This is a genomic window from Paracoccus sp. SCSIO 75233 (assembly GCF_027912675.1).
Lineage (GTDB): Bacteria > Pseudomonadota > Alphaproteobacteria > Rhodobacterales > Rhodobacteraceae > Paracoccus.
Window position 1 is genome coordinate 1,327,890 of the sequence record NZ_CP115757.1, and the last position, 20,174, is coordinate 1,348,063.

18 protein-coding genes are annotated in these 20,174 nt (G+C 63.2%); 11 read left to right on the plus strand and 7 right to left on the minus strand.

Going from position 1 to position 20,174, the window contains the following annotated elements; genetic code table 11:
• The first annotated feature begins 68 nt into the window (after window positions 1–68).
• From PAF12_RS06405 to PAF12_RS06430, 6 genes are all read left to right on the plus strand, one after another.
• A complete protein-coding gene (locus PAF12_RS06405) occupies window positions 69–956 on the plus strand; it encodes a LysR family transcriptional regulator (RefSeq protein ID WP_271109287.1) in 888 nt (295 codons plus the stop codon).
• 76 nt (window positions 957–1,032) lie between these two features.
• Window positions 1,033–1,509: a formate dehydrogenase subunit gamma gene (locus PAF12_RS06410; protein WP_271109289.1), complete on the plus strand. Its 477-nt coding sequence runs from the start codon at window positions 1,033–1,035 to the stop codon at window positions 1,507–1,509.
• Window positions 1,506–3,041, plus strand: coding sequence for an NADH-quinone oxidoreductase subunit NuoF (locus tag PAF12_RS06415; protein WP_271109290.1), 1,536 nt, complete (start codon window positions 1,506–1,508; stop codon window positions 3,039–3,041). The genes PAF12_RS06410 and PAF12_RS06415 overlap by 4 nt, the downstream gene beginning before the upstream one ends.
• Entirely contained in the window at window positions 3,038–5,959 is a 2,922-nt protein-coding gene (gene fdhF / locus PAF12_RS06420; protein ID WP_271109291.1) for a formate dehydrogenase subunit alpha, read from the plus strand. The genes PAF12_RS06415 and fdhF overlap by 4 nt, the downstream gene beginning before the upstream one ends.
• Window positions 5,960–5,962: 3 nt before the next feature.
• Complete coding sequence (gene fdhD, locus PAF12_RS06425) at window positions 5,963–6,784, plus strand: formate dehydrogenase accessory sulfurtransferase FdhD (protein WP_271109293.1); 822 nt, start codon at window positions 5,963–5,965, stop codon at window positions 6,782–6,784.
• On the plus strand, window positions 6,774–6,977 hold the full coding sequence (locus PAF12_RS06430) for a formate dehydrogenase subunit delta (RefSeq protein WP_271109295.1): 204 nt from the start codon (window positions 6,774–6,776) through the stop codon (window positions 6,975–6,977). Before fdhD ends, PAF12_RS06430 begins: the two co-directional genes overlap by 11 nt.
• Before the next feature lie 108 nt (window positions 6,978–7,085).
• On the opposite strand, the gene PAF12_RS06435 is transcribed toward PAF12_RS06430, so the two are convergent.
• Genes PAF12_RS06435 through PAF12_RS06465 form a run of 7 tightly spaced genes read right to left on the minus strand, consistent with a single transcriptional unit; the run spans window position 7,086 to window position 14,858 of the window.
• Window positions 7,086–8,807 carry an ABC transporter ATP-binding protein gene (locus tag PAF12_RS06435; RefSeq protein WP_271109297.1) on the minus strand — a complete coding sequence of 574 codons (1,722 nt, stop codon included), beginning with the start codon at window positions 8,805–8,807 and terminating at the stop codon, window positions 7,086–7,088.
• Window positions 8,807–9,766 carry an acetamidase/formamidase family protein gene (locus PAF12_RS06440; RefSeq protein WP_271109299.1) on the minus strand — a complete coding sequence of 320 codons (960 nt, stop codon included), beginning with the start codon at window positions 9,764–9,766 and terminating at the stop codon, window positions 8,807–8,809. The genes PAF12_RS06435 and PAF12_RS06440 overlap by 1 nt, the downstream gene beginning before the upstream one ends.
• A 1-nt stretch (window position 9,767) precedes the next feature.
• Window positions 9,768–11,387 carry an ABC transporter substrate-binding protein gene (locus tag PAF12_RS06445; protein ID WP_271109300.1) on the minus strand — a complete coding sequence of 540 codons (1,620 nt, stop codon included), beginning with the start codon at window positions 11,385–11,387 and terminating at the stop codon, window positions 9,768–9,770.
• Between the two features lie 24 nt (window positions 11,388–11,411).
• Window positions 11,412–12,332: an ABC transporter permease gene (locus PAF12_RS06450; RefSeq protein ID WP_271109301.1), complete on the minus strand. Its 921-nt coding sequence runs from the start codon at window positions 12,330–12,332 to the stop codon at window positions 11,412–11,414.
• Entirely contained in the window at window positions 12,332–13,210 is an 879-nt protein-coding gene (locus tag PAF12_RS06455; RefSeq protein ID WP_271109303.1) for an ABC transporter permease, read from the minus strand. Before PAF12_RS06455 ends, PAF12_RS06450 begins: the two co-directional genes overlap by 1 nt.
• Window positions 13,207–13,791, minus strand: a complete 585-nt coding sequence (locus PAF12_RS06460) for an ANTAR domain-containing response regulator (RefSeq protein ID WP_271109304.1) — start codon at window positions 13,789–13,791, stop codon at window positions 13,207–13,209. Before PAF12_RS06460 ends, PAF12_RS06455 begins: the two co-directional genes overlap by 4 nt.
• Before the next feature lie 8 nt (window positions 13,792–13,799).
• On the minus strand, window positions 13,800–14,858 hold the full coding sequence (locus tag PAF12_RS06465) for a transporter substrate-binding protein (protein WP_271109306.1): 1,059 nt from the start codon (window positions 14,856–14,858) through the stop codon (window positions 13,800–13,802).
• 379 nt (window positions 14,859–15,237) lie between these two features.
• Between PAF12_RS06465 and PAF12_RS06470 the strand changes: the two genes are divergently transcribed.
• The 5 genes from PAF12_RS06470 (at window position 15,238) to PAF12_RS06490 (ending at window position 20,131) form a co-directional block, all read left to right on the plus strand.
• Window positions 15,238–16,326, plus strand: coding sequence for an ABC transporter substrate-binding protein (locus PAF12_RS06470; protein WP_271109658.1), 1,089 nt, complete (start codon window positions 15,238–15,240; stop codon window positions 16,324–16,326).
• 98 nt (window positions 16,327–16,424) lie between these two features.
• Window positions 16,425–17,312: an ABC transporter permease subunit gene (locus PAF12_RS06475; RefSeq protein ID WP_271109659.1), complete on the plus strand. Its 888-nt coding sequence runs from the start codon at window positions 16,425–16,427 to the stop codon at window positions 17,310–17,312.
• On the plus strand, window positions 17,309–18,121 hold the full coding sequence (locus tag PAF12_RS06480; RefSeq protein WP_271109307.1) for an ABC transporter permease: 813 nt from the start codon (window positions 17,309–17,311) through the stop codon (window positions 18,119–18,121). Before PAF12_RS06475 ends, PAF12_RS06480 begins: the two co-directional genes overlap by 4 nt.
• Window positions 18,118–19,197 (plus strand): ABC transporter ATP-binding protein, encoded by a 1,080-nt coding sequence (locus PAF12_RS06485; protein ID WP_271109308.1) that lies wholly within the window; start codon window positions 18,118–18,120, stop codon window positions 19,195–19,197. Before PAF12_RS06480 ends, PAF12_RS06485 begins: the two co-directional genes overlap by 4 nt.
• Window positions 19,198–19,204: 7 nt before the next feature.
• Window positions 19,205–20,131 carry a PHP domain-containing protein gene (locus PAF12_RS06490; protein ID WP_271109309.1) on the plus strand — a complete coding sequence of 309 codons (927 nt, stop codon included), beginning with the start codon at window positions 19,205–19,207 and terminating at the stop codon, window positions 20,129–20,131.
• Window positions 20,132–20,174: the final 43 nt, after the last annotated feature.

Sequence of the window (20,174 nt, forward strand, 5' to 3'; positions counted from 1 at the left end):
TTGACGCGGAAACGGGTTCGATGGGACAATTCGATCAGCAACGCCCCAGTCAATCGGCCAGCCCTATCATGATCAATAAGCTCGAAATGTTCATCGCTCTGGCCCGCGAAGGTCATTTCCGCAAGGCGGCCGACAGCATGAACATCTCTCAGCCGACCCTTTCGGCGGGGATCAAGCAGTTGGAGGAACAGCTTGGCGTGCAGCTTGTCTATCGCGGCTCGCGCTTCGGCGGGCTGACGCCGGAGGGGCAGACGACGCTCGGCTGGGCGCAGAAGATCGTCGGCGACGCCCGGCAGCTGCGCGAGGAGATGCGGGTCAAACGCCACGGCCTGTCAGGTGAGCTGCGTCTGGCGGTGATCCCCACGGCGCTGACCTGGGCCGCGCGGCTGGCCGCAGTGTTCATGGAGAAGCACCCGCGTGTCCGGTTCACCATCCTGTCCCGGACCTCTCGCGAAATTCTTGAGATGCTGGAAAATCTCGAAACCGATGCCGGGATTTCCTATCTCGACAATGAACCGCTTGGCCGGGTCGAAACGGTCCAGCTTTATGACGAACGCATGGTGCTGATCTGCGACGCGGGCAATCCGCTGGCGGCACGTCCCGATATAAGCTGGCAGGAATTGAAGGATCAGCCGCTGGCGCTGCTGACGCCGGATATGCAGAACCGGCGCATCATCAACCGGTTGAGCGAGGAAAGCGGTGTCACCCCGCGTGCGAGCATTGAGTCGAACTCCATCGTCGCGCTGACCGCCAGCGTGTCATCCGGGCGCTGCATGACTGTCCTGCCGGAGGACATCGCCCGTTTTCTGGCCACGGGACGCGATCTGGTGCTGGTGCCGCTGCGCGAAACCGGGCGGGCGCTGCCCGTCGGGCTGGTGCTGCCGCATCGCGATCCGCGCACCCCGGTGCTGGAAGCGCTCTATCAGGAAGCGCAGCGTCTTGATCGGGAAACCTGATCAATTAACGAAACAACGTTATTGATTCTCTATCCCCGGAACCCGATGCTGCCCCGGCAGGTACGAGGATTACGCCATGAGCCCAGCCAGATCCGCCGCACCCATCGAGGAGCTGCGCCAGATTATCGACGAACACCGGAGCCTTGAGGGCCCGCTTCTGCCCATCCTTCACGCGATCCAGAACGCGTATGGCCATATTCCCGCAGAAGCGCGGCCCCTGATCGCGGACGCGCTCAATATCACCGAGGCGGAACTGCACGGCGTTATCAGCTTCTATCACGATTTCCGCGACAAGCCCGCCGGGCGTCATGTCCTGAAAATCTGCCGGGCGGAGGCGTGTCAGGCCGTAGGCGGCGAAGAGCTTGCGGCGGAGACGCTTCGCAAACTCGGGCTCGACTGGCACGGCACGACCGAGAATGGCGCGTTGACGGTGGAGCCGGTCTATTGCCTCGGCCTCTGCGCCTGCGGGCCTGCGGCAATGGTTGACGACCGGGTCCTGGGCCGGGTCGACGCCGCGCAGATGGATGCGCTGCTGGCGGAGGCCGGGGCATGAGGGTCTGGGTTCCGGGAGACAGCGCCGCCAAGGCGCTCGGCGCGGATCAGGTGGTGGCGGCGATTGCTGACGCGGCGCGGGATCGCGGGGTTGATGTGGAGATCATCCGCAATGGCTCGCGCGGCATGATCTGGCTGGAACCGCTGGTCGAGGTTGAGATCGACGGCCAGCGGTACGGCTACGGTCCTGCGACGCCGGAGGATGCGGGCGCTATTTTGTCCGGTGGCATTTTACGCGGTGACAGCGCCAAATCGCTCGGCCCGGTGGACGATCTCGACTGGATGAAGCGGCAGACGCGGCTGACATTCGCCCGCGTCGGCGTGATCGACCCACTGTCCCTGTCCGATTACGAGGCCCATGGCGGACTTGCCGGTCTGCGCCACGCCGCCACCATGTCCGGGGCGGAGATTGTGCGGGAAATCACAGAGTCCGGCCTGCGCGGTCGCGGCGGCGCGGGTTTCCCGACCGGCATCAAATGGCAGACAGTCCATGATGCCGATGCGCCGCAGAAATACATCGTCTGCAACGCTGATGAGGGCGATAGCGGCACTTTCGCCGACCGCATGCTGATGGAGGGCGATCCGTTCACCCTGATCGAGGGGATGGCGATTGCTGGCCTCGCCGTCGGCGCGACGCGGGGCTATGTCTATCTCCGCTCCGAATATCCCGACGCAATCCGGGTGATGCGCCGCGCGGTTGAGATTGCGCGCGATGCAGGCGTGATCGGTGCGGATATTCTGGGCTCTGTCAAGGCCTTCGACATGGAGATACGCGTCGGGGCTGGGGCCTATGTCTGTGGGGAGGAAACCGCGCTGCTGAACTCGCTGGAGGGCAAACGCGGCGTGGTGCGCGCCAAACCTCCCCTGCCCGCGCTGGAAGGGTTTCTGGGCCGCCCGACCGTTGTGAATAACGTCATCAGCCTCGCCACCGTGCCGGTAATCATGGCCAAGGGCGCGGCATATTACGCCGGTTTCGGGCTGGGCCGTTCGCGCGGCACGGTCACGCTTCAGATCGCGGGCAATGTCGCGCGTGGCGGGCTGTTTGAGACGGCATTCGGCCTCAGCCTTGGCGAGATCGTGGATGACATCGCCGGCGGCACCGCCAGCGGCCGCCCGGTCAAGGCGGTTCAGGTGGGCGGGCCGCTTGGTGCCTATATGCCGCGCGAAAAATTCGGCACCGCATTCGGGTACGAGGAATTCGATGCCGAAGGCGGGCTGATCGGTCACGCCGGGCTGACAGTCTTCGACGACCGCACCGATATGCTCCGCATGGCCCGTTTCGCGATGGAGTTCTGCGCCGTGGAAAGCTGCGGCAAATGCACGCCCTGCCGGATCGGCGCCGTCCGGGGGGTGGAGACCATCGACCGGATCGCTCAGGGCGATGCCGAAGCGGCGGAACTGTTGACCGATCTGTGCGAGACGATGAAGGACGGCTCGCTCTGCGCGCTTGGCGGGTTTACACCATTCCCGGTCATGTCGGCGCTGACGCATTTCCCCGACGACTTCGCCCGCCAGAAGGAGGCAGCGGAATGAAGGATTTCATCATCCCCGATGACCGCGACATGGGCACCCCGGCCCGCAACGGCGCGCCGGTCACGCTCAGCATCGACGGTTTCGCGGTCACCGTTCCCGAAGGCACCTCCGTCATGCGGGCGGCGGCGGAAGCGGGTATCCCGGTTCCGAAGCTTTGCGCGACGGACAGCGTCGAGGCCTTCGGTTCCTGCCGCCTCTGCGTTGTCGAGATCGAAGGGCGTCGCGGCACCCCCGCCTCCTGCACGACGCCGGTTGCGGAAGGGATGGTGGTGCACACCCAGTCACCCAAAATCCGCAAGATCCGCAAAGGCGTGATGGAGCTTTATATTTCCGATCACCCGCTGGACTGCCTGACCTGCGCCGCCAATGGCGATTGCGAGTTGCAGGATATGGCGGGCGCGGTCGGGCTGCGGGATGTCCGCTACAAGGACGTTCGCAATCATTATGACCCAAGCGGGGCGGGCACGCTGGCGCTTGGCGATGCGCGGGCGCGTGTTCCGGCGGGCGATCTGGGCAACCCGGATTACGTTCCGCGCGATGAGACCAACCCCTATTTCTCCTACGATCCCAGCAAATGCATCGTCTGCTCCCGCTGTGTCCGGGCCTGTGAAGAAGTTCAGGGGACATTCGCCCTGACCATCGAGGGCCGTGGATTTGAAAGCCGCGTGAAGCCGGGTGGACCGCTCGACAATTTCCTGACCTCGGATTGCGTGAGTTGCGGGGCCTGTGTGCAGGCCTGCCCGACCGCGACCTTGCAGGAAAAATCAGTGGCGGAGCTGGGCACCCCGACCCGTGCCGTCATCACCACCTGCGCCTATTGCGGGGTCGGTTGTTCGTTCAAGGCAGAGTTGAACGGCGACAGGCTCGTCCGCATGGTCCCTTACAAGCACGGCAAGGCCAATCGCGGGCATAGCTGCGTCAAGGGCCGGTTCGCTTATGGCTATGCCAATCACAAGGATCGCATCCTGAACCCGATGATCCGCGACAGCATCGACGAGCCCTGGCGCGAGGTCGGCTGGCAGGAGGCGCTGCGCTTCGCCGCAGACAAGCTCCGCTCCTTGCAGGATCGCTATGGGCAGAAGAGCATCGGCGTCATCACCTCCAGCCGCTGCACGAATGAGGAAACCTTTCTGGTCCAGAAGCTCGCCCGCGCGGTTTTCGGCAACAACAACACCGATACTTGCGCGCGCGTCTGCCACTCCCCCACGGGTTACGGGCTGGGCCAAACCTACGGGACCAGCGCCGGGACACAGGATTTCGACAGCGTCGCGCATTGCGATGTCGCGGTCATTATCGGGGCGAACCCGACCGACGGGCATCCGGTCTTTGCCAGCCGCTTGAAGAAACGCCAGCGTGCGGGGGCAAAACTGATCGTGATCGATCCGCGCCGGATCGACATGGTGAAATCCGCCCATATCGAGGCCGCGCATCATCTGCCGCTCAGGCCGGGAACGAATGTCGCCGTGGTCTCTGCGATGGCGCATGTGATCGTGACCGAGGGGCTGATGGATGAGGCATTCATCCGCGAACGCTGCGACTGGGATGAGTTCCAGCATTATGCCGAGTTCATCAGCGATCCCCGCCACAGCCCGGAAGCGACGGAGCTGCTGACCGGCGTTCCTGCCGCCGAATTGCGCGCGGCCGCGCGGCTTTATGCGACCGGCGGCAATGGCGCGATCTATTACGGGCTGGGCGTGACGGAGCATTCGCAAGGCTCGACCACGGTGATGGGCATCGCCAATCTGGCCATGCTGACCGGCAATATCGGGCGCGAAGGCGTCGGCGTGAACCCGCTGCGGGGACAAAATAATGTGCAGGGCTCCTGCGATATGGGGTCTTTCCCGCATGAATTGCCCGGCTATCGCCATGTGAAAAACGCCGATGTGCGCGAGATATTCGAGCGTGTCTGGGGCGTGGGCATCGACCCGGAACCGGGGCTGCGCATCCCGAACATGCTGGACGCCGCCGTCGATGGCACGTTCAAGGGGCTGTATTGTCAGGGTGAGGATATTCTGCAATCCGACCCGGATACGAAGCACGTCGCGGCAGGGCTCGCCGCAATGGAATGCGTCATCGTGCATGACCTGTTCCTGAACGAGACCGCGAATTACGCCCATGTCTTCCTGCCCGGATCGAGCTTTCTGGAAAAGGACGGCACCTTCACCAATGCCGAACGCCGGATCAACCGCGTCCGCGAGGTGATGAAACCGCTGAACGGTTACGCCGATTGGGAGGTGACGCAGCTTCTGGCGAACGCCATGGGCGCGGGCTGGAGCTACACCCACCCTTCCGAGATCATGGATGAGATCGCACTGACCACGCCCAGCTTTGCCGGTGTGACTTACGACATTCTCGACGAAAAGGGATCGGTCCAGTGGCCCTGTAACGAGGACCACCCCGACGGCACGCCGATGATGCATGTCGATGGCTTCGTGCGCGGCAAGGGGCGATTCATGGTCACCGAATATATCGCGACCGATGAAAGGACCGGACCGCGCTTTCCGCTGCTGCTCACAACCGGGCGGATCCTGTCGCAATATAATGTCGGCGCGCAGACAAGGCGGACGGACAACACGGTCTGGCATGCGCAGGATTTGCTGGAGATCCATCCGCACGACGCCGAAAATCGCGGTCTCGCTGATGGCGACTGGGTCAGGCTGGCGAGCCGGGCGGGCGAAACCACCTTGCGGGCGAAGATCACCGACCGGGTCAGCCCCGGCGTGGTCTACACGACCTTCCACCACCCCGACACGCAGGCCAATGTGATCACAACCGATTATTCCGACTGGGCGACGAACTGTCCCGAATACAAGGTCACGGCGGTTCAGGTCAGCCCGTCCAACGGCCCGACGGCGTGGCAGGAGGATTATCGCGCCCAGGCCGAGAAGGCGCGTCGTATCCTGCCAGCGGCGGAGTAGCGATTGACCTTTCCGACGATCCGAAGCGCGCGCGCTATCCGCTATCGCAACGATGGCAGCGTGGCCGTCCGGCGCGACCTGCCCGAAGAAGTGCCGGTCGCGCTCGTATTCAACGGCACGACCCATGCAGTGATGATGGCGACGCCTGCGGATATCGGGGATTTCGCCTGCGGGTTCGCCGTGACGGAGCAGATCGTCGGCACGCTGGCCGAGATCGAACGGTATGAGACGATTGAAAGCAAGGACGGGATCGAGGCGCGGCTATGGCTCAACGACCAGCGGGCCGATGCGCTGGCGGCGCGGCGGCGGGTGCTGACGGGCCCGGTCGGCTGCGGCCTGTGTGGAATCGACAGCCTGAAGGAGGCAGCCCGCAAAGTGCCCCATATCGGCACAGCACCGCTGAGGCTGCGTCCGGAGGAGGTCTGCGGCGCAATACGGGGTCTGCACGCGCATCAGCCATTGCACGATCAGACCGTCGCCGCGCATGCCGCGGGTTTCTTTATCCCCGGTGAAGGCGTGGTGCTGGCGCGTGAGGATGTCGGTCGGCACAACGCACTCGACAAGCTGATCGGGGCCATATGCCGCGCCGGGCTGGACCCGTCGCAGGGCGCGGCGGTCATAACATCCAGAGTTTCAGTTGATCTCGTGCAGAAATGCGCAATTTCTGGTATATCTACCCTTATAGCTGTCTCTGCCCCGACCGGCTATGCAGCGCGGGTGGCGGATGAGGCGGGGATGACGCTGATCGCCTTCGCGCGGGAAGATGGGTTCGAGGTCTACACCCACCCTGCCCGCATTTCAGATGAGGACAATGATGTCGCCTGAGAAGATGGTTCATATGGCCAACCAGATCGCCACGTTTTTCAAAACCCAGCCGGGGAACGATCCTGCCGCGAAGGTCGCCGGGCATATCCGCGATTTCTGGGAGCCCCGGATGCGGGACCAGTTGCGGTCCTATGTCGCGGATGGCGGCGGCGGGCTCGACGATGTGGTGATCGAGGCAGCGCCGCTGATCTGATCCCGGCCCCGGACAAGGCGCGCGCACAACCCTGCCCGCCCGCGCCGTGGCTGTCGGCGAGAGCCGGGGAATCGGTCAAGCCTGGCGCGAGGACATACATGCCCGCGCCTATTGCGCGACGTGGTGGCCCCCGCCAATGTCGCGCAAGGCCACCTGATCGGGACCGGCACCGACCGGCCAGACCGGGCTGGGCATGTCGGAGGCCATGCGCGGGCGGGCGGGATGCACATGCGACGGATCGGGCACCGGCACCGCCTCGATCAGCCTGCGGGTATAGGGATGCTGCGGATTGCCGAAAATCTGCGCGCGGCTGCCCATCTCCACGATCTGGCCCAGATACATGACCGCGATACGGTCGCTGATGTTTTCCACCACGGCCATGTCGTGACTGATGAACAGATAGGAAATGCCGAATTCCGATTTCAGCGCCGCCAACAGGTCCAGCACCCGCGCCTGCACCGAAACATCAAGGGCCGAGACGCTTTCATCCGCAATGATCAGCTTCGGCTGCAAAGCCAAAGCGCGGGCGATACAGATGCGCTGCCGCTGCCCGCCGGAGAATTCATGCGGGTAGCGGTCGATCTGGTCGCGCGACAGCCCGACCCGCTGAAACAGCTCTTCCACCCGCGCCCGTCGGCTGGCCGTGTCACCGATGCGATGAATGACCAGCGGCTCTGCCACCAGATCACCGACCCGCTTGCGCGGGTTCAGCGCCGCAGCGGGATCCTGAAACACCATCTGCACATCGCGCCGCAGTTCCAGCTTGGCAGACAGCCCGTCATGCGGCACGACATGACCGGCCACCTCGATCTCACCCTGATGCGGGACCAGCCCGGTGATGGCGCGGGCAATTGTCGACTTGCCGCAGCCCGACTCCCCAACCAGCGAGAAGGTCTCGCCCTCGCGGATGTCGAACCCGATTTTCTCTACCGCATGAACCCGATGGGTCACGCGCCCGAGCAACCCGCCCGGAATGTCGTAATGGACAGAAACATCCTCCAGCCGCGCGACAGGTTTGGACACGACCTGCCTGCCACCACTGCCATCCCCCATGCGCGGCACAGCGGCCAGAAGATCGCGGGTATAGCCCTGCGTCGGTCGGGTGAAAATCTGCTTTACCTTGCCGGCTTCGACCACGCGGCCCGATTGCATGACGATGACACGGTCGGCCATTTCGGCAACCACACCCATATCATGCGTAATCAGTATGATCGCCGTGCCGATATCGCGCTGAAGATCACGCAGCAGGTCCAGCACCTCACGCTGAACGGTCACGTCAAGCGCGGTTGTCGGCTCATCGGCGATCAGCACGTCAGGTTTCAGGGCCAGCGCCATGGCGATCATAACCCGCTGCCGCATCCCGCCCGAAAGCTCATGCGGGTACTGCTTCATCCGCCGCTCCGGCTGCGACAGGCGAACGGCCCTGAGCGCCTCAAGCGACAGTTTTCTGGCGTCGGCCTTCGGGTCATGGCTGCGGATCGCCTCCGCAAGCTGGGTGCCGATGGTCAGGACCGGATTGAGCGAGGTCATCGGTTCCTGAAAGATCATGGCAATACGCGCGCCGCGAATGGCGCGCATTCGGGCTTCGCTCAACTCGATCAGGTCTTGCCCGGACAGAAGAATATTCCCCGACCACACCCGGACAGCATTTGGCAGCAACCCCATGATCGCGAGTGAGGTGATCGATTTCCCCGACCCGGATTCGCCCGCGATACATAAAGTCTCACCCCGGGCCAGGTCGAAGGACAGACCCGAAACCAGTGGCTTCGGATCGGTCCTGCTGCCAACCGCGACGGTCAGGTCGCGGACAGAGAGCACGGCCTCGCTCATTACTCGAAGACCGCGCGTGGGAAGTAGAAGCTGACCACCCAGTTCGGCATATCCACGATCTCTGAAATCCGCAGATCGCCGCAGGTCGAGACAAGCATATAAGCATCGACCGCCGACATGCCGCGCGTGGCACATAACAGATCGACCATTCCCGAGACCGCATCCCGCGCGCCCGTCATCAGGTCCGGGCCGATCCCCGTCGTCACCTCGTAGCCCTTCGTGTCGAGATGGCTCGTCACCGGACCGGGCGTGGTGAAGCGCGGCATTTTCAGATTTGCACCCTTCACCAGATCGAAGCGCAGCGCGACATCCATCGGGCTTTCGATGGCTGTCCCGCAAACCTCGCCATCGCCTTGTGCGGCATGGGTGTCACCGACGCTGAACAGCGCGCCCGCGACCTCCACCGGCAGGTAAAGTTCTGTCCCTTCGGCGAGATCGCGGATGTCCAGATTGCCACCCACGCGGCGTGGCGGCACGATGGAATGCGCCCCCGGCTCCGCCAGGGCGCAGCCTATGGTTCCCGCGAAGGGTTTTAGCGGCACGCGACCCTCCTTCCCGAACAGGGCGGGCTCGCGGGTTGCGGCGTCATATTTCCAGATTGTCAGCGCCGGATCGGGGAACTGATCGGCCAGCAGCCCGAAACCGGGGATATTCGCGGTCCAGCCCCAGGCACTCCCCTCAGCCTCCTGAGGGAAGAATTTTTCGATGGTGATTTTCAGCGCGTCGCCCGGCTCCGCCCCCTCGACCCAGATCGGGCCGGTGACGGGGTTGATCTTGCCGAAATCGAGCGTTTTGACGTCTTCGACCGTGGAGGACGGGCCAAACTGGCCCGCCGAAGAATCCATGCATTCGAAGAACGCCGACTGACCCGGCTCCACCCGCTGAACGGGGGCGAGCGTGTTATCCCAGCCGAAATGGTGATGCGCCCGATGGATCGTGTAATCGCAGTTTCCGCACATCTTATTCGCTCACATAAACATAGTCGTAGTTGATCGGGATCGAGACCGGATCGACGTAAAGCGCATCATCCCCGCCCATACGCGGCGATTTCATGGTGAAGCGCTGTTCGTTGAAGACCGGGGCCCAGGGCGCGTCCTCCATCACCTTCATATAGATGTCGGACCATGCCTGAAGCCGCGCCTCCGCCTGATCCGCACCCACCATTGCATCCGCAGCGGCGGCGGCGGCGTCGAGGTCGGCGTTACAGTATTTCGCCCAGTTCCAGCCGCCCGGCTCAGCGCCCGCGCAACCCAAGATCGGGCCATAGAAATTCGACGGATCGGGGAAATCCGCGATCCAGGCCATACCGCCCGACCAGATCATTGGCGCGCTGCCATTGCCGCCCGCCTCGATCACATTGGCCTGTGCCAGCGCGCGGATTTCTGCGTTGATCCCGATCTGCGACAGATCCTGCTGGATCGCCTGCGCGATACGCGGGTTCGGGTCGGTGTTCATCACATAAATCTCGGTCTCCACACCGTCGCCATAGCCCGCATCGGCCATCAGCTGCTTTGCGGCCTCGACATCCCCGCCGACACCCTCATAACCGTCGGTATAACCCGGCATCGACGGCGGCAGCGGCTGGTTCGCCGGCACCGCACGATTGTTGATCATCTGGACGATGCGCTCCTTGTTGAGCGCCATATTCACCGCGCGGCGGACATTGGCGTTGTCGAACGGCGCAGTTTCGACATTCATGGTGATATAGCCGGTGTGCAACTGCCCGCCCTCGACCACGCGCGCGGCCTGTTCGGGATCGCTCATCACCTCCTGAAACTTCGCGGGCGGTATGCCGTCGCCGGGGACGTCAACCTCGCCATTCTGGAGACGCAGCAGCGCCACGACCGGTTCCTGCCCGATTTCCACGGTGATGCTGTCGAGATAGGGGATGCCCTCAATCCAGTAATCCGGGTTCTTCTCGAACACCAGACGCTGCCCGATGGTCCACTCACCCAGCTTGAACGCGCCGGTACCGACCGGGTTCTTGCCGAAATCCGCGCCGAATTCCTCGACGGATTCTTTGGGCACCACATAGCTGAAATTCAGCGCCATCAGATGCAGGAAAGTCGCATCGGGCCGGGTCAGTTCGATCTGGACGGTACGCGGATCGACGACGGTAACGCCGGACAGCCCTTCCGCCGCGCCAGAGGCGGCTTCGTCATAACCCTTGATCGAGCCGAAGAAGCCCGCGCCGGGCGACTGGGTTTCGGGGTTGGTCACGCGGTCGAGCGAGTATTTCACATCCTCAGCCGTCATCTCGCGGCCATTATGGAAGGTCACGCCTTCGCGCAGCGTGAAGGTATAGGTCAGCCCGTCCTCGCTCATCTCGTAGGTTTCGGCGAGGCCGGGGCGCAAATCGGTCGTGCCCGGGACGTAATCCATCAGCCCGTCAAAGATGGATTTGATCATCGACCAGTTCTGCCAATCATAGCCGATGGCCGGGTCCAGCGTCGCCACATCATCCTTGTAGGTGATGATGATATTGCCGCCCGGCGTCGCATTCGGGTCCATCCCGTCCTGCGCCGAAGCCGGAAGCGCCAGCGTCAGGGCCAGCGCGGTTGAGATCATCCATTTTTTCATCTTCTCTCTCCTGTTGGTTGCTGTTCAGCGAAGTTTTATGCGCGGGTCGATCATTGGCGTGATCAGATCGGCCAGCAAATTCCCCAGCACGATGGCCACGGCAGAGGTGATGGTGACGCCCATGATGATCGGGATGTCGACACGCTGGATTGCCTGCCATGCAAGCTGGCCGATGCCGGGCCAGCCAAAGACGCTTTCGACGACGACCACCCCACCCATGAAAATGCCGATATCCATGCCGATCATGGCGATCACCGGCAGGATGGCGTTCGGCAGCGCGTGGCGCAGCAGGACACGCAGGCGGCTCAGCCCCTTGGCGCGGGCAGTGCGGATATAGTCAGCCCGCAGCACATCCAGCATGGAGGAGCGCATCATCCGGCTGTACCACCCCGCCCCCATGATCCCCAGCGTGACGGAGGGCAGCACCAGATGCGCGAATGTCCCGTAACCGCCAATCGGGAACCAGCCGAGCTTGACGGCGAAGACGTACAGCAACAGCACCGCGACGACGAATTGCGGGGCGGAGACGGCGACGAAGGACGCCACCATCAGCCCGGTATCAAGCGGCCTGCCCCGGCGCAGCGCGGCGATCATGCCGAGCGTCAGACCGAACAGCAATTCGCAGAAGATCGCACCAACCATCAGTTGCAGCGTCGCAGGCAGCCGGGCGGCGATCAGCGAGGCGACCTCAGTCCGTTGCAGATAGCTCCGCCCCATATCGCCCTGCACCAGCCCCCACAGGTAATTGCAATATTGCACCCAGACCGGCTGATCGAGGCCCAGTTGGCGGCGGATATTCTCCACCACCTCCGGCGTCGCGGAGCGTCCGGCAATCTGGCGCACCGGATCGGCGGGCAGCACATATAGCAGCAGGAAGGTAATCAGGCTGACGCCAAGCAGGATCAGCACCGACTGGATCAGACGCCGGATCAGGTAAGCGGCCATCAGTGCTGCCCCCTTTGGGTCGGGTCGAGCACTTCGCGCAGCGCGTCACCCACAAGGTTGAAGGCTAGCGCCAGGATCAGGATCGCGGCACCGGGGATGAAGACCAGCCACGGCGCGCTTTGGAAATAGGTCTGGTTTTCGAAGATGATATTGCCCCAGCTTGGCGTCGGCGGCTGCACGCCCACGCCCAGATAAGACAGCGTCGCCTCCAGCAGCACGGTGGTGGAAATGCCCAAGGTCGCCCAGACGATGATCGTCGGCACCAGATGCGGCAGGATATGCTGCCACAGGATCCGCGCGCCCGAAGCACCCAGCGTGCGCTCGGCGGCAACGAAATCCCGCTCCGCCAGCGTCGTGGTTTCAGTATAGACCACGCGGGCGGTCTGGACCCAGTTCACCAGCGCGATGACAAGCGCCACGATCCACAGCGAAGGCTGGAAGATCGCGGCAAGGCAGATCGCCAGCAGCAGCGCCGGAAACGCCATCATCAGATCGGTGAACCGCATCAGCAGATTGCCGAACCAGCCGCGCACCCAGCCCGCCGTCAGACCGACCGCCGTGCCGAACGCGACCGAAATTCCATTGGCAATGATCCCGATCAGCAGCGAGGTTCGCGCGCCGTAGAGCAACCGCGAGAACAGATCGCGCCCCAGCAGATCGGTGCCCATCAGCCACGGGCCCCCGGGCGGCATCGGCGCGCCCTCCAGCGTCAGCCCGTCGAAATTCTGCTGATCCGGCGCATAGGGCGCGATCAGCGGGGCTGCGATGGCGCCGACCACGACGATCACGATCAGCACCAGCCCCAGCAGGGCCAGCGGGCGGCGGAGCAGCCGCGAGAACGCGCCCCGCTCTGCCGGGTTTGTGGTGGCGACGCTCATCGTCCGTTCCCCCGTCTGCCAGAGGGATCGAATTGGGCAACCACCCGTTCCGCCGCCGCCTCAAAGCTCTCGCGCCGGTCGGTGGCGAGGCGGCGCAGCTTTGCAAACGCATCCTCGTCGCTCATCCCTTGCGCGACCAGCGCCATGACGGCGCGCACCACAGTTTCGCGCCCCGCCAAACGGTCGCGCAGACCCGCGACTTCTGCCGCATAGCAAGCCTGCGCCTGATAGGTCGCCCGCGCGATCAGAAGCGCCGAATAGACGCCGCTGTCGCCGACCGGCTTCAGCAGTTGCGCATGTGCGCCGCGCGCCAGCGACCATTCGATCCGACCCGGTGCTTCAGACCCGATCAGCGCGATCATCGGCATCGGGCTTTGGCCCGCTGGCCACGGGAACTGGGCGTCGAAGCCCATATCCACGTCGAAAAACAGGAAATCCGCGTCGCATTCCGCCGGCAATTCGGGCCAGATGACCTCCGAATGCAGACCGATCGCGGCCAGTTGCCGCTCAAGTGCTGTGATCGCGGTATGGGGCCGGTGCAGGATCAGCGCCCGCGCCCCGGCCAGTTCGAGTATGCGCAACCCACCCGTCATTTTACCAACTTCAGCGATGGCCGTACCAGCCGGAGCCGGTCGGGCCGTGTCAGATAAGGATCGCCCGGAACCGGATCCATGCGGTGCACGACCCGGAACCCGCCATCCCTGACCTCTCCGATCAGGACCGGCAGGCTGACGTGATGGGTCTGCGGATCGACAGGCCCGCCCCCTGCATCGAGCGCCAGCAGATCGGACAATGTCATTGCCTCCCCGCCCGGATGACGATGGAACAGCCGGGCCATCTCCATGATCGCGGCATGGCCCGCAGCCTCGTGCGAGTTGGCGAAGCGTTCCTGTGTACCCGGCTCATGGAAATAGGGACCCGCGGCGATAACCCCCTCGCCCGAATCGCCGATCATCGGCAATTCGCACTCTGTCAGGTTGCAGGACAGAATCGGAATATCGGGCAGACGGGCCTTCATTTCCCGCAGGAAGGCGTATTGAGAGCTTGCAATCAGCGAGTTCAGCACGAAATCCGGTCGCGCCGCCGCGATATCGTCGACCATGCCGTTCACATCCGTCTCCGCGATCGAGAGATGCCGCTCGCCGGTGATCTCGCCACCTGCTGTCGTCACCAGTTCCCGCGCCAGCCGGTCGATTTCCCATCCCCAGATATAATTCGATGCGACCAGATGCACCCGCCGCCCGAATCGCGGCATCGCCCAGTCGAGCAAGGGCAGCAGATGCTGGTTGGCGCACGCATGCATATAGGCGACATGGGCCGAGGCCTCGAACCCCTCATGCGGGATCCCGTACCACAATGAAGCCCCGGCGCGTTCCAGCACCGGCAGCACCTCCTTGCGGCTCCAGGAGGTCGTGCAGCCGAAGATGTGCCGGGCCGGACTTGCGGACAGGATGTCGCTGCAAAGCGGGGCATAGAGATCGACCTGCCCCTTCGGGTCGCGCTCCACCGGGACCAGATGAACCGACAGGGAAGGATCCGCATTCACCTGATCTATCCCGGCCAGCGCGCCGCGCAGGCTGGAGCGGCTTATCATGCTGTAATCGCCGGAATGCGACAGCAGGATGCCAATGTGAACCTTCCGCTTCATCAAGTTCCTTTCCGTGAAACAACAAAGGCCCCATCCCTGCATAATGAGGGTTGGGGCCTTGCTGCCATGCGAGTTCGCGATGTCGGATCAGACTGCGACGGACTGACCCAACCGTCAAGGATTAAATATGAGCGGGCCCGTTTTTTGCCGTTTCCGCAGGTAATGTTCAGTTGGTTTAACGGCGGGATTGCAGCGTATACGCCTGATGCAACCACGCGATGAAGATTGCATTCTAACATACGAAAAACAAACAAATTAACCCAAAACGTCACAAGAGCGTCACGCCTTCGCAACATTGGCTTCACGATTCACGGTTAGCGGTTCCCCCCGATGTAACCCGGGCCGCGTCAGCGGCTCTCGTATGGAGGTGATCATGCCCCTGACAATCCGCTCCCTGACCCTCGGCTGCGCCATCGGTGCGCTCCTCAGCGCCACGGCCTATGCCGAACCCAGCCAGGAACTGATCGACGCTGCCAAGGAAGAAGGCATGCTGACCACGATCGCCCTGCCCCATAGCTGGTGCGGCTATGGCGAGGTGATCGAAGGTTTCAAGGCCAAGTACGGCATTGAGATCAACGAACTCGACCCGAATGCCGGTTCCGGCGACGAGCTGGAAGCGATCAAGGCCAACGAAGGCAATACCGGCCCGCAGGCCCCGGACGTGATCGATGTCGGTCTGTCCTTCGGCCCCGCCGCGATGGAACAGGGTCTGATCCAGCCCTACAAGGTCTCCACCTGGGATTCGATCCCGGATGATGCCAAGGAAGCCGATGGTTACTGGTATGGCGACTATTACGGCGTTCTGGCTTTCGCCGTGAACAAGGACATCTTCCCCGAAGCGCCGACCAGCTTCGCCGATCTGAAAGATCCTCAATACGCCAACGCCATCGCCATTCCGGGCGATCCGCGGACCGGCAACAGCTCGATGATGACGGTTCTGGCGGGCGGCATCTCGACCGGCGCCGAAAGCGGCGGCGACGCGCTGAATGCGGGCATCGCCTATTTCAAAGAACTGAAAGAAAGCGGCAATCTGGTGCCCGTGAACGGCAACGCCCAGAACCTCGCACAGGGCACCACCCCGATCTATTTCGACTGGGACTATAACCTGCTGGCAATGCGCGACAAGCTGGCCGGCAACCCGCCGGTTGAAGTTGTCGTGCCGTCGGATTCGGTTGTCGCAGGCGTCTATGTTCAGGCGATCTCCGCTTACGCGCCGCACCCGAACGCCGCGAAGCTGTGGATGGAGTATCTTTACTCCGACGAGGGTCAGCTTGGCTGGCTGAAAGGCTATTGCCACCCGATCCGCTTCAACGACATGGCCGAGCGCGGTGTCATCCCGCAGGAGCTGATCGACAACCTGCCCCCGGCAGAGAACTACGCCAAGGCCGTTTTCCCGTCGCTTGACGAACAGGAAGAGGCGAAAACCGCCGTTGCCGAAAACTGGGCGACGGAGATGGGCATCCAGTAATTTCACTGATGCCTTGTGATGTTGCGGGTGGCGGACAACGCCGCCCGCGCTTTCGGTGAATGGAGGGCGGATTGGCCGATATTACCACCCCGAACCAGATGACCCCACAGCCGTCCACGACCGCGAAGCGCAGGCTGACCGGCGGGATCGGTTTGCACTGGCTGGGTCTGGTGCCGTTCATGCTGTTCTGCATGTTGTTCCTGATCTTTCCGGTCCTGTACCTGATCAACGGCGCGTTCCAGACGCCTGACGGGCGCTATTCACTGGAGACGATCCTGTCGTTACGCGATCCGCAATTCCTGACCTCTTACTGGCTGTCGCTGCGGCTGAGCTTCGTCTCCGCTGCTATGGGGGCGATTTTCGGTCTGCTGCTGTGCTGTGCATTGCTTCTGGGCGGTTTGCCGGGCTGGGTCCGGCGCGCCTTCATGACGTTTTCCGGTGTCGCCTCGAACTTCGCGGGGGTGCCGCTGGCCTTCGCCTTTATCGCCACGCTGGGCCGTTTGGGTCTGGTCACGCTGCTGCTGCGCGATCTGTTCGGGATCAATATCTACGCGGCCGGGTTCAGCCTGTTTTCCTTCTGGGGGCTGGCGCTGACCTATCTTTATTTCCAGTTGCCGCTGATGCTGCTGATGATCACACCCTCGATCGAGGGGCTGCGCAGCGAATGGCGCGAAGCCGCTGAGAGCCTCGGTGCATCCGGTCGCGAATACTGGCAGCGCGTGGCACTGCCGATCCTGATGCCATCGGTCATGGGCTGTTTTCTGCTGCTGTTCGCAAACGCCTTCGGCACGCTGGCCACAACCTATGCCCTGACCTCGTCCAACTTCCCGGTCGTGCCGATCGTGCTGTTCCAGCAGATCCGCGGCAATGTGCTGTATAACCCCAATCTCGGCTATGCGATTGCGCTTGGCATGATCGTCATCATGGCGTTCTCCAACACGCTGTATTTCATCCTGCGCCGTCGGGCCGAAAGGTGGCAGAAATGAAGCTGACCCGTGTCCTTTCCGTTTTCATGGTGATTTTCGCGGCACTCTTCTTCCTCGTGCCGCTCTTCGCCACCTTCAACTTCTCCCTGCGGATGGAGCGGGATCAGCTTTCCTTCGCCGCCTATCGCTCGGTGCTGGAAAGCAATACCTTCATCGACGCGCTCAGCTTCTCCGCCCTTGCCTCGCTTCTGGCAATCCTGTTCGGCATCCTGCTGGTGGTGCCGACCGCTTATTGGGTGCGGCTGAAACTGCCCGCGATGCGCCCGGTGACGGAGTTCCTCAGCCTGATGCCGCTGATCATTCCGCCGGTGGTTCTGGTGTTCGGCTATGTCCGCATCTACGGCACCGATTCCTTCCTGCCGCTGACCATGACGCAGCTTGGCACGAATGCGCTGCTGGTCGTCGGCTATGTGGTGCTGTCGCTGCCTTATATGTATCGCGCCGTCGATAACGGCATGGCCGCCATCGACATCGGCACGCTGACGGAAGCCGCCGAAAGCCTTGGCGCATCGCGTGCCCGCACGGTCACCGGGGTGATCTTCCCCAATGTCCGCTCTGCCATCGTGTCGGGCGCCTTCCTGACCTTCTCCATCTCGCTGGGCGAGTTCGTCATCACCAGCCTGCTCAGCCGTCCGGGCTTCGGGCCTTACATGGTCCAGATCGGGCAGGATTACGCCTACCAGCCTGCCGCCATCGCCATCATGGCATTTGCGTTTACCTGGGTCTGCATGGCGCTGATGGCATTCTTCGCCACCCGTAAACCGGGACAGGGCATTCTTCCGGGCTTTCTGAAAAGGGCCAAAACATGAGCTTTCTGACACTGACCTCCATCACCAAGAGCTTCGGGCCGAACACGGTCGTGCGCGACTTCAACCTGTCGGTCGACAAGGGCGAGTTCGTGTCCTTCCTCGGGCCGTCGGGCTGCGGCAAGACCACGGTGCTGCGTATGATCGCAGGCTTCGAGACGCCGACCTCCGGCGAAATCCTTGTCGATGGCAAGGACGTGACCGCGCTCCCCGCCTCCCGCCGGAGAATCGGGATGGTGTTTCAGGCCTACGCGCTTTTCCCGAACATGACCGTGCACGAAAATGTCGCCTTCGGCCTGAAAATCGCCAAGATGGACAAGGCGGCCATCGACGCCCGCGTGCGCGAGATGCTGGAACTGATCGCGCTCGACCATCTGGGCAACCGCTACCCCTATCAGCTGTCCGGCGGTCAGCAGCAGCGCGTGGCGCTTGCCCGCGCGTTGGCCCCGCAGCCGCATCTGCTGCTGCTGGATGAGCCGCTTTCGGCGCTCGATGCCAAGGTCCGCGTCTCGCTTCGCGACGATATTCGCGCCATTCAGCGTGAGTTGGGTATTACGGCGATTTTCGTGACCCACGATCAGGAGGAGGCGCTGTCGATCTCCGACCGGGTCGTCGTCATGCATCAGGGCCGCGCCGATCAGATCGGCACCCCGGCAGAGATCTATAACCGTCCCGCCACCCGCTTCGTCGCCAGCTTCGTCGGCCATCTGAACACGTTTGATGCGCGGATGGAAAACGATGCCTCACTGGAATTTGCCGGTCGTCGTTTCCCGGCAATGGATCAGCTGCGCCTGCTCGCCTCTGACGGCGCGGTCGACGGCAAGATCGACGGCCCGGTCACTGTCGCGCTGCGCCCGGAGGCCCTGTCGTTCCAACCGCGCCGCGCCGGTGACCTGGCGATCGAGGGGCGCGTCGTCTACAGCGATTTCCTCGGCTCCGTGGTGCGGGCGCGGGTCGATGTCGGCGGCAAGCCGGTCTCCGTCGATATGTTCAACAGCATCGACGCGGCACTGCCGCAGCCGGGTAACGATACCGAGCTTTATTTCTCCCCCGACGACCTTCTTGTCCTGCCAAAGTGAGGCACCAATGATATTTCCCGGTTTTGATGCGCCCGGCCGTTTCTGGCGCGGCAATCTGCACGGCCATTCCAACCTGTCCGATGGCAGCCTGACCCCGGAAGAGGTCTGCCGCCGCTATGCCGCGGAGGGCTATGATTTCACCTGTGTGACCGACCATTTCATCGGCATCTACAAATACCCCATCACCGACACGACGCCGTTCCGCCGCAATGATTTTACCACCATCCTCGGCGCGGAAATCCACTCCGGCGCGATGCAGAATGGCGAGCTGTGGCATATCCTCGCCGTGGGCCTGCCGGCGGATTTCACCCCGCCGAACGCGCCGGCCTTTGTCCCGGTGGAGGGCATGGAAAGCGCTGCCGATCTGGCGCGGCGCGCCCGCGATGCCGGGGCCTTCATCGCCATAGCCCATCCGCAATGGTCCGGGCTGACGCTGGACGACGCACGCTCCATCGACGCCGCCCATGCGGTCGAGATCTATAACCACGGCTGCGGCAATTGCGTCGCACGAGGTGACGGCACGGCCATTGCCGATCTGCTGTTGAGCGAGGGGCGCGAGCTGACCCTGATCGCCACCGATGACAGCCATTTCACCGAGCCGGATCATTTCGGCGGCTGGGTCATGGTCAAGGCGGCGGAGAATACGCCTGACGCCCTGCTCGACGCGCTGAAAGCCGGGCAGTTTTACAGTTCACAAGGGCCGGAAATCCATCGCGCCGAACTCACCGCGACCGGCGTCGAGGTGGAGTGCAGCGCCGCAGCAAGGGTGATCGTTCAGGGCGCGGGATCGGCCTCTGTCGCGGTGCATGGCGAAAGCCTGACGCGGGCGACGGTTCCGTTGGCGCGGTTTGAGAACAGCAATTGGTTGCGGGTCACGGTCATGGATCGCGCGGGCAAATGCGCCTGGACCAACCCGGTTTCCGTCCGCGCCTGACCCGGCGACCGTCGGGTGCCGCGAGAAATGGTGACTTCCACGG

What these genes read in the sequence shown, in the direction of transcription:
- PAF12_RS06450 (WP_271109301.1), bottom strand. Translation starts at nt 12,332, where the DNA reads ATGGCCGCTTACCTGATCCGGCGTCTGATCCAGTCGGTGCTGATCCTG.
- PAF12_RS06445 (WP_271109300.1), bottom strand. Translation starts at nt 11,387, where the DNA reads ATGAAAAAATGGATGATCTCAACCGCGCTGGCCCTGACGCTGGCGCTT.
- PAF12_RS06435 (WP_271109297.1), bottom strand. Translation starts at nt 8,807, where the DNA reads ATGAGCGAGGCCGTGCTCTCTGTCCGCGACCTGACCGTCGCGGTTGGC.
- PAF12_RS06440 (WP_271109299.1), bottom strand. Translation starts at nt 9,766, where the DNA reads ATGTGCGGAAACTGCGATTACACGATCCATCGGGCGCATCACCATTTC.
- PAF12_RS06410 (WP_271109289.1), top strand. Translation starts at nt 1,033, where the DNA reads ATGAGCCCAGCCAGATCCGCCGCACCCATCGAGGAGCTGCGCCAGATT.
- PAF12_RS06405 (WP_271109287.1), top strand. Translation starts at nt 69, where the DNA reads ATGATCAATAAGCTCGAAATGTTCATCGCTCTGGCCCGCGAAGGTCAT.
- PAF12_RS06430 (WP_271109295.1), top strand. Translation starts at nt 6,774, where the DNA reads ATGTCGCCTGAGAAGATGGTTCATATGGCCAACCAGATCGCCACGTTT.
- PAF12_RS06480 (WP_271109307.1), top strand. Translation starts at nt 17,309, where the DNA reads ATGAAGCTGACCCGTGTCCTTTCCGTTTTCATGGTGATTTTCGCGGCA.
- PAF12_RS06415 (WP_271109290.1), top strand. Translation starts at nt 1,506, where the DNA reads ATGAGGGTCTGGGTTCCGGGAGACAGCGCCGCCAAGGCGCTCGGCGCG.
- PAF12_RS06490 (WP_271109309.1), top strand. Translation starts at nt 19,205, where the DNA reads ATGATATTTCCCGGTTTTGATGCGCCCGGCCGTTTCTGGCGCGGCAAT.
- PAF12_RS06475 (WP_271109659.1), top strand. Translation starts at nt 16,425, where the DNA reads ATGACCCCACAGCCGTCCACGACCGCGAAGCGCAGGCTGACCGGCGGG.
- fdhF (WP_271109291.1), top strand. Translation starts at nt 3,038, where the DNA reads ATGAAGGATTTCATCATCCCCGATGACCGCGACATGGGCACCCCGGCC.
- PAF12_RS06485 (WP_271109308.1), top strand. Translation starts at nt 18,118, where the DNA reads ATGAGCTTTCTGACACTGACCTCCATCACCAAGAGCTTCGGGCCGAAC.
- PAF12_RS06455 (WP_271109303.1), bottom strand. Translation starts at nt 13,210, where the DNA reads ATGAGCGTCGCCACCACAAACCCGGCAGAGCGGGGCGCGTTCTCGCGG.
- PAF12_RS06465 (WP_271109306.1), bottom strand. Translation starts at nt 14,858, where the DNA reads ATGAAGCGGAAGGTTCACATTGGCATCCTGCTGTCGCATTCCGGCGAT.